The 11760-nt window shown below is 64.4% G+C and carries 9 protein-coding genes and 1 tRNA gene; 7 read left to right on the forward strand and 3 right to left on the reverse strand.

The window, feature by feature from the left end:
• Nucleotides 1–108: 108 nt before the first annotated feature.
• From AT984_RS03890 to AT984_RS03900, 3 genes are all read right to left on the reverse strand, one after another.
• A tRNA-His gene (locus AT984_RS03890) sits at nucleotides 109–184 on the reverse strand.
• A 168-nt stretch (nucleotides 185–352) separates the two neighbouring features.
• Entirely contained in the window at nucleotides 353–1642 is a 1290-nt protein-coding gene (locus AT984_RS03895; protein ID WP_058718990.1) for a GGDEF domain-containing protein, read from the reverse strand.
• Between the two features lie 252 nt (nucleotides 1643–1894).
• The gene (locus AT984_RS03900; RefSeq protein WP_197418238.1) at nucleotides 1895–2353 is read right to left on the reverse strand and encodes a MarR family winged helix-turn-helix transcriptional regulator; all 459 of its coding nucleotides are present in this window, start codon (nucleotides 2351–2353) and stop codon (nucleotides 1895–1897) included.
• A gap of 89 nt (nucleotides 2354–2442) precedes the next feature.
• Between AT984_RS03900 and AT984_RS03905 the strand changes: the two genes are divergently transcribed.
• The 7 genes from AT984_RS03905 to AT984_RS03935 all read left to right on the forward strand — a co-directional run bounded on the left by AT984_RS03905 (nucleotide 2443) and on the right by AT984_RS03935 (nucleotide 11748).
• Nucleotides 2443–2916, forward strand: a complete 474-nt coding sequence (locus tag AT984_RS03905; protein ID WP_197418239.1) for a DUF2798 domain-containing protein — start codon at nucleotides 2443–2445, stop codon at nucleotides 2914–2916.
• Nucleotides 2917–3108: 192 nt separating this feature from the next.
• On the forward strand, nucleotides 3109–4602 hold the full coding sequence (locus AT984_RS03910; protein WP_082679773.1) for an ankyrin repeat domain-containing protein: 1494 nt from the start codon (nucleotides 3109–3111) through the stop codon (nucleotides 4600–4602).
• A 245-nt stretch (nucleotides 4603–4847) separates the two neighbouring features.
• Nucleotides 4848–5609 (forward strand): peptidoglycan-binding domain-containing protein, encoded by a 762-nt coding sequence (locus tag AT984_RS03915; protein WP_058718993.1) that lies wholly within the window; start codon nucleotides 4848–4850, stop codon nucleotides 5607–5609.
• Nucleotides 5610–5753: 144 nt separating this feature from the next.
• Complete coding sequence (locus AT984_RS03920; RefSeq protein ID WP_058718994.1) at nucleotides 5754–6806, forward strand: AraC family transcriptional regulator; 1053 nt, start codon at nucleotides 5754–5756, stop codon at nucleotides 6804–6806.
• A 177-nt stretch (nucleotides 6807–6983) separates the two neighbouring features.
• Nucleotides 6984–8588, forward strand: coding sequence for an FAD-binding oxidoreductase (locus AT984_RS03925; RefSeq protein ID WP_058718995.1), 1605 nt, complete (start codon nucleotides 6984–6986; stop codon nucleotides 8586–8588).
• A 40-nt stretch (nucleotides 8589–8628) separates the two neighbouring features.
• Nucleotides 8629–10131, forward strand: coding sequence for a glycerol-3-phosphate dehydrogenase/oxidase (locus tag AT984_RS03930; RefSeq protein ID WP_197418240.1), 1503 nt, complete (start codon nucleotides 8629–8631; stop codon nucleotides 10129–10131).
• Between the two features lie 54 nt (nucleotides 10132–10185).
• Nucleotides 10186–11748, forward strand: coding sequence for an FGGY-family carbohydrate kinase (locus tag AT984_RS03935; RefSeq protein WP_058718996.1), 1563 nt, complete (start codon nucleotides 10186–10188; stop codon nucleotides 11746–11748).
• The last annotated feature ends 12 nt before the right edge of the window (nucleotides 11749–11760 follow it).

Below are 11760 nucleotides of genomic sequence, written 5' to 3' on the forward strand. Positions count from 1 at the left end.
CTTTTGCGCGCAGATGCGCGCCGGGCCGCAGTAATGCCAGCAGAGCTGCTGGTCTTGCGCCGCAGAAATGAAAAAGCCCCCATGGCCTGAGCCTGGGGGCTTTGTCTTTGGGGTGGCTGATGGGACTCGAACCCACGACAAACGGAATCACAATCCGTGACTCTACCAACTGAGCTACAGCCACCCTTGAAACTGATCGGGTGAAGCGGATTCACCCTGCGCTGATAGCGGGCCGTATGTTAACTCAGTCATTACCCTAATCCGGCCGCTTGGCGTCGGTTTAGGCCAATTTGCTGCAATATTTTTGTCATTGATGCTGCATCCGAGCCTTGGCGACCACTGGACGCGGGTATCAGGCCACCACCGGGGCGGCCGCGCAAACCCGATTCCGCCCGCCACGCTTGGCTTCGTAAAGCAGATGGTCGGCGCGCTGGAGCAGGGCGGACTCTGTCTCGTCCGCCGCAAATTCAGCGACGCCGAAGCTCATGGTGCGCTTGAGCGCGTTGCCGTCGGGCAAGCGGATGCCGGGTCCCTCGGCGATGTGCCGGCGGATGCGCTCGGCCAGGGCGATGGCGTCGCTCAAAGCAGTTTCCGGCAGAACCAAGACAAACTCTTCCCCGCCATAACGGGCCACCCAATCGGCGCTCACCCGAAGCTCGCCGCGCAAGAGTTGGCCGGTCGCTTTGAGCAACTGGTCGCCTGCCGCGTGGCCGTGCAGATCGTTCACTTGCTTGAAGTGGTCAATGTCGCAGAACACGACGGACAGCGGCCTCTGATAACGCTGGGCGCGTTGGATCTCCGTGCCCAGTTGCTGGGAAAAGTAGAGACGGTTGCGGCAGGATGTCAGCGCATCGGTCGTCGACAGGGTCTGCAATTCGGCCAGCGCCTGGGCCAGATGGGCGGTCCGGTCGGCAACCTTTTCTTCCAGGGTTTGGATGTGTTGGGCCAGGCGGCCTTGCAGCAGTTGGAAGCCCTCATCCACTTGGTCGATTTCGTCTTGGTGCCGACGTGGTGGGCGTTGCAAGTCCAATTTTTGCGTCAACTCGGCGGCCGCCAGATCGTTCACGAAACGGCTCAAGCGGGTCAAGGGCCGCTGCAGATCGCGCTTCAGCACCAAGATGACGACGACCAGGAGCAAGCAGGTGCTCAAAGCACTGGAAATCAGCACCGCGGCGACGGTGCGTCCCACCTCCAGGTAAACGAGGCGAGGGTCGATGGTCAGGAATAGCTCACCGATCGGTTCTTGTAGTCCATTGCGAAGCAGTGGCGCGGTGGTGGAGGCGCATCTATCCTTGCAGCGGGGATCGCCGTCTTGAACAGCGACTCGGTATTCGCGTTTGTTCGAAGTCGTGGCGTAGTTGGACGGCTCCCGAATCTCCGCATAGCCAATGTCTGTTGTGCGTCGAAGACCTTCGAGCATCAGGCGCACGCTGACGATATCCACCCACCAAATGGCCTCCGCGTACGCCGGCGCTTGCGCCAAGGCCACCTGTTCGAGCCTGGCAAGGCTGCGCTCCGTCACGGTCTGATAGCTCAGCCAACCCTGCACGGTGGCCAGCAGCAGCGTACAGATGCTGGCCCACATGGTGGTTTTGCGGATCAAGTAGGAGGTCAGCGGGCGAAACGGCTGTTCGTCGGGCATTGGGCTGAGGCAATCGGCTGAGTCGAAAGGGCGCGCAATACGCCAATAGTTTTGCTTGCTGCTTCCCGTCAGCGATCCTGCCGGCCTCGGGATATTGATCCTAATTCATCATCTGGACGGTTCTTGTGACGCAAGGCCAAGCAGGCGATGCGGCAGCGGCGAAGTGGCTGCTTTCGTGAAGTGCTGCTCAAACGGCAGGAACCGCCCTTGCATCGTGCCGGCACTAAACCTCGGCGGCCGAACGCTGAGCGCTTACTCCAAAGTGGTAATCACCTCGTCCATGCGGCCCCGCAGCGCAGTCAGCATATTGTCGAGTTGGGCGCGCTCGGTCTTGTTGAATTCCCCGAACAGTGCGTGTGCCAGCTCGGCCTCGATGGCGAAAAACCACGTGCACTTTTTGGCGCCCTCGGCGGTGACGGACAAGCGCCACACCCGCCCGTCCTGGGCATCGGGTGTACGCAGCAGCAGGCCTTGTTTTTCCAGCTCGCCGGTCAGGCGGGCGATCTGGCCTTTGTCCTTGCCCATGGCCTTGACCAGATCCTGCTGGGTGCCGCCCGGGTTCTTTTGACACAGGCACAGGGCAGCCATATCGACGGGCCCCAAGCCAAGCTCGGCGTCCGTCTGCATTCGGGCTTTCAGCACTTGTTGGGCGCCGCCGAATAGAGCCATGAGGCGCACGAAGGCGCTGACCTCAAACGTGTCGTTTGACACGGAAGCAGGGGGGGCAGACTTGCGTTTGGATATTGTTGACATAATCAACCATCGATAGAATGTTGAACTTGTCAATGATATGGATAAGCATGAACACTCCGACGAAAAAGTCTTCCTCCCGCCGCGGCCTTCCGCAAATCCCGCCGGCTTTGATCTTGCTGCCGACGGTGGCCCTGCTGCTTAGCGCCGTCATGACCTGGGCCAATGTCGGCTTTGGTGAACTCTTCCTGCCGCGTTGGGCGCGAGGTTTTGTGACTTGCCTCTTGGTGCTGCCTATGGTTCTGGTGCTGCTGGGTATTCTGGAAAAACGGGTGGAGGTTTTGTTCACCACCCTGTCCAAGTTCGCGCGCACCGTGCTGGTCTCCATGCTGGCGGCGCTCATGATTGAAAGCATCTTGGCTTTGGCGCTGACCTTGATCAGTGGAGCGGGCAGTTCTGAGTTCGCAGGGCTTTGGTGGATGGCTTTCAGCCGTTCATTACCGGTGGGTGTGCTGATCGGCTTGTTCATGGGCTTTTACATGAAGCCACGCTTGGATCGCCTGCGAGTGGCCGCCCAAGGCTGAAGCGCCTCGGGGCGACAGGCCTGATTTGACAGGCCCTTGCCGCATTGCCATCATGCGCGTCGGCGCCAACACGGGGCGCCTGCGGATCCGCGGCTAAGGGCTGAGCCCACCCGTCTTGCCCTTGTCGATGTCTGCCCACCTTTGTGCGGCCTGAATGAAACGCGGATCACAGGCGCCACGCATGGAGGATTTATGAGCCAATCTTTGCCCTCACGCCCGGATCTGGGCCAACTGCGCCGTCAAGCCCGCGAGTTATTGCGCGCCTGGCAAGCCGGCGATCACTTGGCGCTACAGCGCGCCGCCCCTTATCACCTGCCTGCGCCGCCGCGCCTCAGTCAAGCCCATTTGGTGCTGGCCCGCGAACACGGCTTTGCCAGTTGGCCGCAACTCATCAAAGCCGTGGAGCAGCGCCCGCAGTTGGATGAGGCGGTCTGGCTGGCGCAGTTGTTGAACTTGGCCATCGGGGAGGGGTTTACTCGCCCGCAGCCCGAGCGTGCCCAGGCCTGGCTGGGTCAAGACCACAGGCCTAGTTTGCAGACCGCCTTGCTGACCGGCGACCTTGCCGCGCTGCGCCAACTCCTCAAGCCGGCCCAGCTGCTGCAGCCCGTGGCGCCACTGCAGGCGCCGCCCATTGCGTGGGTGTGCTTCTCCTCGCTGGCGCGGCTGCCGGTTTACCGCCCCGGTTTGCTGGCTTGCCTGGATTGGCTGTTGGCGCAAGGGGCAGACGCGAATGCCGGCGTGCTGGATCCGGAGGCCGGCGAGCAGCCACTGCCTCTGCTCTACGGTGCCGTGGACCGGGCCGCCAGCATTGAGATGGTGCAGCGCTTGTTGGCGGCCGGGGCCGAGCCCAACGATGGCGAATCGCTCTATCACGCTACCGAGCAGAGCGACCGCCGCATTCTGGCCGCCCTGGTGCAAGCGGGGGCGCGCTGGACTGGCACCAATGCCTTGCTGCGTCAGCTGGACTTTGAAGACCCTGCCGGCTTGGCTCAGGCGCTGGCGCTGGGCGCCGACCCGAACGAGGCCGGCCCTGGCGGCAGCACGCCACTGCATCACGCCATTAGCCGTTGCCGTTCGGCAGACTGCCTGCGGCTCTTGCTGGAGGCCGGCGCTGACGTTAAGGCCCGCGACGGCACGGGGCGCACGGTGGCGGAACATGCTTTGCGTCTGGGCGAGCGTCATTTGCTGCCACTCTTGCAGGCCCATGGCGCGCGACTGAGTGATGAGTTCGCGCACGTAGCTGCGGTGCCACAGAACCGCGCCGCCTTCTTGGCCGCCTGTGCCGCGGCTGACGAGGCCGGCGCCAGCGCCTATTTGGCCCAGCATCCGCAGGCCATCGAGGAACTGGATGAGGCCGATCTGCGCCTGCTGCCAGATCAAGCGCAGCGCGGCGCCCATGCCGCCGTCGCACTGATGCTGGCGCTGGGTTGGCCGGTGGCTTGCCGGGGCGACTGGGGCGCCAGCGCGCTCAACCAGGCGGCTTTTCGCGGTGACGTCGGCCTCGTGCGCCTGCTGATCCAGCATGGCGCGCACTGGGATGAGCGCAATGGCTTCGGTGGCAATGCCCTGGGCAGCTGCCTGCATGCGGCCGAAAACATGCCCGCGCCGGGCGGCGACTACGCCGGTGTCGTGGAGGCCTTGGTGGCGCAGGGCGCGCCCAGGCCAGATTCGCCTGTGCTGCCCTGATCACGGCGCTGCGGCCGGTCAAGCGCCTGCGCGCTGGCCCGGCCCGGCGTGGCGGGCTGTCCTGCAGGTAGAGGACAGGCAGCCCAAGCTTTGCGACCCGCGGGCTTGACCGCAGCGCGCCACCCGCCTACCGTCAGCCCAGCCTTGGGTGGGCGCTGCGCTTCGTAGCTGCCCGCTCGCAAGGCGCAACCGAATGCTGCCGAGGGCAAGCGAATGCAACCGAGTCGCAGCAACAAGGAGCAGTCATGGCATACGGCGATCGGGTATTGCAACAAGGCGTTCGGGGCGACGATGTCGCTGAGCTGCAATTGCGCTTGGCGGGCTTTCGCGGCACGCTGTTGGACGGCGACTTCGGGCCCGGCACGGCCTTGCAAGTGAAGGCCTTTCAGCGCGATGTGATGCGGCTGAGCCAGCCCAGCGGCGTGGTGGACCGCGCGACCTTTCAGGCCATCGACGCCTTCGCTGATCGTTTTCCCATCGACTTCCGCCAGCTGCGCTGCCCTTGCGGCGTGTGTGACGGTTTCGGCCAAGGCCGCTTCAAAGGCCTGTACATGCCCGGCGGCAAGGGGCTGGAGCAGTTTCACCGCTACGAATACCCGGGCGTGCATCGCCTGATTCTGTGGGCGGCGCGGGCCTTGTTTGCCTATCGCGAGGATGTGAAGTTCCTCTTCTCCTCGGGCTACCGCTGCGCGGTGGAGAACGAGCGCAAGGGCCGCACCACCACCAACCATCATGGCAAGGCGGTGGACATCGACACGGTGCTGCCGCCAGGCATGGGCAAGCGCGAGGACATGGAGCGCTGCAATGCGATCCGTGGCCTGCTGGTTGAAAAGGCGAATGCGCAAATTGGCTGGCTGGCGCGCAACCGCAAGTCGCTGGAGCCGGCCGACATTGCGCCGACCTGGGTGCATTACGACGTGCGTGAATACGAGCCCGCCTATCTGCGCGATGAGTTCTTCTGCCGCGACTTGGCCGGGCTGAACCGCCGCCTTCCCATCGGGGTTTGATCAGCGTTTGAGCAGGCTGGCCGGGAGGCCCGCCCGCTGACCTGGGCGCGGGTGCTTAAACTGCGGGCCTTGCCCAATCACCCGCAGCGCTTTTGTTAGGGCTGTCTCTCTCGCGTCGAGTCGTTTAGCTTTTCTTTGCCCTTGATGATCAGCCCGCCCGTCCCGCAAGGGATTGTTCCCGTCACCTACGTCCATCTGCTCTACGAGTATTTGGCCCGCATGGGCCTGGATGCTGAGCGCTTGCTCGGTGCGCCTAAACCCGCGGTGGACCGCGGCGGCCCGGGGCGTTATGACGTGCAGGCTTGGGGCGCTTTGCTGGCCAAGGCGGCGCAGTGCCTGAACGACCCGCTGCTGGGCCTGCACCTGGGCAGCACCATCACGCCGCGGCACCTGGGTATGTTGGGTTATGTTTTGCTGGCTTGCGGTGATCTGGGTGCGGCTCTGGCGCGCTTTGAGCAGTACCAGCGTCTGCTCTACGACGTCAATCCGCTGCGCCTGATCGCCAGCCCCGAGGAAGTGGTGTTCGAGTGGGGCGTGGAGCAGGGCCGCCCAGGCCCACTGGTGGATGAATGCGCGGTGACGGCCTTGGTGCAGTTCTCGCGCGACCTAGTACAGGTCGGCCTAGGCCTGCGTTACGTCAGCTTCGTCAACCCGGCGCCGACGGATCTGCAACCCTATCTGGATTACTTTGACTGCCCGGTGCTGTTTGATCAGCCCAGCACCCGCATCGCCATGCCCATCGCGGCTTTGCAGCACCCTTTGCGCTCGCCCGATCCGGCGCTGCTGGAGATGCTCAGCCAGCAGGCCGATGCTTTGCTGGCCGAACTCGGGCCGCGTGATGATTTGCAAAGGCAGCTGGACCTGTGCCTGACCCAAATGCTGTTGAGCGGCGAGCCCAGCTTGGCGCAGGCGGCGCTGGCCCTGCATATTTCCCCGCGCACCTTGCACCGCCGCCTCGCCGCCCAGGGCCTGCAGTTCCGCGGCGTGCTGGAGGCCTTGCGCCTGCGCCTGGCGCGCCAGTATCTGCAGGATCAACGCCTGCAACTGGCCGAGATTGCCGGCCTGCTGGGCTATTCCGAGCAAAGCGCTTTCACGCGAGCCTTCCGGCGCTGGACCCAAGGCTCGCCGCTGGCCTTTCGGCGTGCGGCCCAGCAGGCTGCGGCCGTTGGTGGGCGTGTGAACCTGCCGTCGCCATGAGTCCTGCGGGTTTGCCCGCGCTTGTTTGGCTTTGAGCCCCAGCGGGCTTGTGCATTGGCGAGATATGTCAAAAACCTGACCGCCAATGTCTATCGCCAGGGCGACCCGCGCACCACAATCCGCCAGCATGAACTTCGGCGCCGAAAAAGGCGCGGCCAAACTCAAGGGGCAAGACCGATGCGGCGATGGAATGGTTGGGGCGATGAGAACAACAGCTTTCCCTTGCGGGAAGCGGGCCTGAAACATATCCAGGCCAAGATCGGCCCCGGCCGAGTATTGCCCGACGCCACCCTGCAGCAGGTGCTGGCCAGCGTGCCGCCCAGCCGCATGCCGGCGCATCCCTTGGTGTCCACCGACCCCGAAGTGCGCCTGCGCCATGCCCGCGGCCAAAGCCTGCCGGATTGGTATGCCATGCGCTCGGGTGAGTTCGGCATTTTTCCGGACGGCGTGGCGCAGCCTGAGAACTCCGCCCAGGTGCAGAGCTTGCTGCAATGGGCGCAAGCGCAGCAGGTGCAGGTGATCCCCTACGGCGGCGGCACCTCGGTGGCTGGCCACATCACGCCGCAGGCCAGCGAGCAGCCGGTGTTGACGCTCTCCTTGGCGCGGATGAATCTCTTGATCGACCTCGACCCGGTGAGCCAAGTCGCCCGCTTCGGCGCCGGCACGCCGGGCCCGGAGCTGGAGCGTCAGCTGGCCGCGCGCGGCTATATGTTGGGTCACTTCCCGCAGTCTTTTGAGCTCTCGACCGTGGGCGGTTGGGTCGCTAGCCGCTCTTCCGGCCAGCAGTCGATTCGCTATGGCCGCATCGAGCAATTGTTCGCCGGTGGTCGCATCGAAACCCTGCGCGGCAGCATGCAGATTCCGGCCATTCCGGCCTCGTCCGCCGGCCCGGACTTGCGTGAGATTTTCATGGGCACGGAAGGGCGCCTGGGCATCATCACCGAGGTCGATGTGCGGGTGCAGCGCCTGCCCGAGCATGAGTCTTTCCACGTCGCCTTCTTGCCCGATTGGGAGTCGGCGCTGGGTTTTGTGCGTGGCCTGGTGCAGGCCAAGGTGGCGGTGTCCATGCTGCGCTTATCGAATGCCGAAGAAACGCGCTCCCATCTGCGCCTGGGCGCCGAAGCCTGGCAAGCCGCTTTGCTGGACCGTTATGCCGCTCTGCGCGGCAGCCGCGACGGCAAGTGCATGGTCACCTTCGGCACCACCGGCAGTGCGCGTCAGGCGCGCTTCACCCTCGGCGAAGTCAAGCGCCATGTGCGGGCGGCGGGCGGCTTTTACGCCGGCACCTTCATGGGTAAGAAGTGGGAGCATTCGCGCTTTCGCTCGCCCTATCTGCGCCACGGTTTTTGGGAGCATGGCTATTCGGTCGACACGCTGGAGACCTGCGTCAACTGGTCCAAGGTGACGGAGGCGATGCAGCGCATCGAAGCGGCCATTGCCAGCCATTGCGGCGAGGGCGAGCAAGCCCATGTGCTGAGCCATCTCTCGCATATGTACAGCCAGGGTTCCAGCATCTACACCACTTACTTTTTCCGCAACTCGCCCAGCTACGCGCAGACCCTGGCGCGCTGGCGCGCGATGAAGGAGGCGGCGTCCAACACCATCAGCGCCCTGGGCGGCACCATCAGCCACCAGCACGGCGTGGGCCGCGACCATGCGCCCTGGCTGCCGGCCGAGAAGGGTGAGCTGGGCATGGCGGCGATCGGCCAAGTCATCAACTATTTCGATGGCGAGCAGTTGTTGAACAAGGGGTGCTTGGGTGACTTCAAACCATCAACCTGATTCAGGCCGCACTGCTTCATCGTTAGCGGCCCCAGGCCTGTTGAATCAGCGCCAGGACTTGTCAGCGCTGGACTCCGCCGCGCCTTGGGACGCGGTGGTGGTTGGCGGCGGCATCACCGGCGCGGGCATTTTGTTGGAAGCGGCGCGGCGTGGCTTGCGGGTGCTGCTGCTGGAGCAAAAAGACTTCGCCTGGGGAACCTCTAGCCGTTCCTCAAAAATGGTGCATGGTGGCCTGCGCTATATCGCGCAGGGCGATGTGCGCCTGACCCGGCATTCGCTGCAAGAGCGCGAGCGTCTGCTGACCGAACTGCCCGAGATGGTGCTGCGCTTGCCCTATCTCTTCCCGATCCGCAAAGGCAAATTCCCCGGGCGCTGGCCGATGAGCTTCATCCTCAGCGTCTACGACTTGTTGGCCGGCATCAGCGACAAGCGCTGGGTGCCGCGCCAGGATTTGCTCAAAGCCTATCCGCTGCTGCAAAGCTCGGATTTGCTGGGGGCCATGCGCTACACCGATGCCCTGACGGATGACGCCCGCCTGGTGCTGCGGGTGCTGCAGGAGGCTTGCCTGGAAGGCGGCCAGGCGCGCAGCTATACCGAGGTGCTGGCCATCACGCCCACGGCCGAGGGTTCTGTGCTGAGCCTGCAAGATGCCCTCAGCGGCGCCAAGCTGGAGATCCGCGCCAAGCAGGTTTTCAATGCCACCGGCATGTGGGCGGATCGCCTCTCCGGCACCGGGCCCCGGGTGCGCCAGCAGCGCGGCACCCATCTCTTCGTGGCGGCCGAACGCGCGCCGGTGCAGGATTGCCTGACGCTGATGCATCCGGAGGATGGCCGGCCGGTCTTCGTCTTCCCCTGGCGTGGCCAGACCTGCATCGGCACCACCGATCTCGATCACCGCCAAGACATTCAAGATGAGCCGCATTGCAGCAGCGCCGAGATCGACTATTTGCTGAACGCCGTTAACGGTGCGCTGCCGGGCTTGGGCCTGGCGCGGGCCGACATCATGTCCACCATGGCCGGCGTGCGGCCTATCATTGCCTCGGGCAAGGGGCTCAAGCCCTCGAAGGAGCGGCGCGACCATTTGGTGTGGCAGTCGCCGGGCGTGATCTCGGTCTCCGGCGGCAAGCTGACCACCTTCCGGCAGATCGCGCTGGACGCCCTCAAGGCGGCAGGCTTGATCGATGCGGCCAGCCATAAACGCGCCCATCGCGCCCATCGCGACCGCGCGCAACGCTGCTTCAACCATGCAGTGGCCGAGCCGCCGGGCATGAGCCATCCTTTGGCGCCGCTGGCGCAGGGCGAGGCGCTGCTGGACCAAGCCCGCTGGGCTTTGCAGCACGAGATGGTGACCCATCTCGACGACCTGATGCTGCGCCGCCTGCGCCTGGGTAATTTGCTGCCCGATGCGGGTGAGGACTTGCTGCCCCAACTCAAAGCCCTCTGCCAGGCCCAGCTGGGCTGGGACGATGCGGCGTGGGCGGGCGAGTGCGCGCGCTATTTGCAGATCATCGCGCGCAGCTATCGCGCTGAGGCGGCGGCCTAAGTTGCTGTCAAAGCTGTTGCCCTCATTTCCTTTTCTCTTCACCACAAGCTCGCCATGGCCACACCTGATCTGCTGCTCGCGATTGACCAAGGTACGCAAAGCGTGCGCGCGATTGTGTTTGACCTGCGCGGCAATTTGATCGCCAAGTCGCAGCAGCACATCACGCCCTATTTTTCTGAGCAGCCCAACTGGGCCGAGCAGCATGGCGACTACTTCTGGAAAAACCTCGGCCAGGCCTGCCAGAACTTGTGGGCCGAACATCCGCAGCTGCGCGAGCGCATCGCCGCCGTGGCGCTGACCTGCCAGCGCGCTTCGATGATCTGTCTGGACGCCGAGATGCGCCCGCTGCGCCCGGCCACCATCTGGCTGGATTCGCGCCGCAGTGACAACTATCCCAAGCTGCCCTGGTGGCTGCGCGCGGGCATCAAGGTCAGTGGCCTGGAACACATGATGTACCAGCTGCAGTCCAAGGCCGAGTGCAATTGGCTGGCGGCGGACTTCCCCGAGGTCTGGGCCAAGACCCGCCACTTTGTGCAGATTTCCGCCTATCTGAGCTATTTGCTGACCGGGCAGCTGCGCGATGCGGTGTCTTCGCAAGTGGGCTATGTGCCTTTCGACCACAAGCGCCAGGACTGGGCGGCAGCATCTGACATCAAATGGCGTGCCCTGCGCAGCCGCCGCGAGCAAATGCCTGAGTTGGTGCAGGCGGCGGAACCCTTGGGGCTGATCAGCGCCGAGGCCGCGCAACACACCGGCATCCCGCAGGGGCTAACCCTCTTTGCCGCCGGAGCCGATAAGGCCTGCGAGGTGCTGGCCTGCGGTGCGATTGACCCCGAAGTGGGCTGCATCAGCTACGGCACCACCGCCACCATCAACACCAGCAATAGCCGCTACGTCGAGCCCATGCCCTTTGTGCCGGCCTATCCGGCCGCCATGCCCAAGCGCTACAACTCCGAAATCATCGTGCAGCGCGGCTACTGGATGGTGAACTGGTTCAAGCGCGAATTCGCTGCGCAAGAGGTGCTGCAGGCGCAGGAGCAAGGCATTGCAGCGGAGCTGCTGTTTGACGGTCTGCTGGAGCAGTCGCCGGCCGGCGCCATGGGCCTGGTGCTGCAACCGTTTTGGAACCCCGGCGTGCGCTTTCCCGGCCCCGAGGCCAAGGGCGCGGTAATTGGCTTTGGCGATGTGCATACCCGCGCTCATTTGTACCGCGCCATCATCGAAGGCCTGGGCTACGCCCTGCGCCAGGGCAAGGAGCAATTGGAGCGGCGCAATGGCCAACCCATCCGCCGCCTGCGCGTGGCGGGCGGCGGATCACAAAGCGACCGGGTGATGCAAATCACCGCCAATATCTTCGGCCTGCCGGCCGAGCGCATCCACACCTACGAAGCCTCGGGCCTAGGCGCGGCCATCAATGCGGCGGTGGGCGCGGGCTTCTTCAAGAATCATGGTGAGGCAGTGGCTGCCATGTCGCGCCCCGGCCAGGTGTTTGAGCCCGAGGCCGACATGGTGCAGCTCTACGACCGGCTCTACCGCGAGGTCTACCGCCGCATGTATGCGCGCTTGTCGCCGCTGTACCGTTCCATCCGCCACATCACCCATTACCCCAAGCATTGAGCGAGGGGTTTA

This window comes from Paucibacter sp. KCTC 42545, from assembly GCF_001477625.1.
Lineage (GTDB): Bacteria > Pseudomonadota > Gammaproteobacteria > Burkholderiales > Burkholderiaceae_C > Paucibacter_A.

Coding starts and splice junctions, on each gene's coding strand:
- AT984_RS03895 (WP_058718990.1), bottom strand. CDS start 1,642: ATGCCCGACGAACAGCCGTTTCGCCCGCTGACCTCCTACTTGATCCGC.
- AT984_RS03905 (WP_197418239.1), top strand. CDS start 2,443: ATGAACACTCCGACGAAAAAGTCTTCCTCCCGCCGCGGCCTTCCGCAA.
- AT984_RS03910 (WP_082679773.1), top strand. CDS start 3,109: ATGAGCCAATCTTTGCCCTCACGCCCGGATCTGGGCCAACTGCGCCGT.
- AT984_RS03915 (WP_058718993.1), top strand. CDS start 4,848: ATGGCATACGGCGATCGGGTATTGCAACAAGGCGTTCGGGGCGACGAT.
- AT984_RS03920 (WP_058718994.1), top strand. CDS start 5,754: ATGATCAGCCCGCCCGTCCCGCAAGGGATTGTTCCCGTCACCTACGTC.
- AT984_RS03925 (WP_058718995.1), top strand. CDS start 6,984: ATGCGGCGATGGAATGGTTGGGGCGATGAGAACAACAGCTTTCCCTTG.
- AT984_RS03935 (WP_058718996.1), top strand. CDS start 10,186: ATGGCCACACCTGATCTGCTGCTCGCGATTGACCAAGGTACGCAAAGC.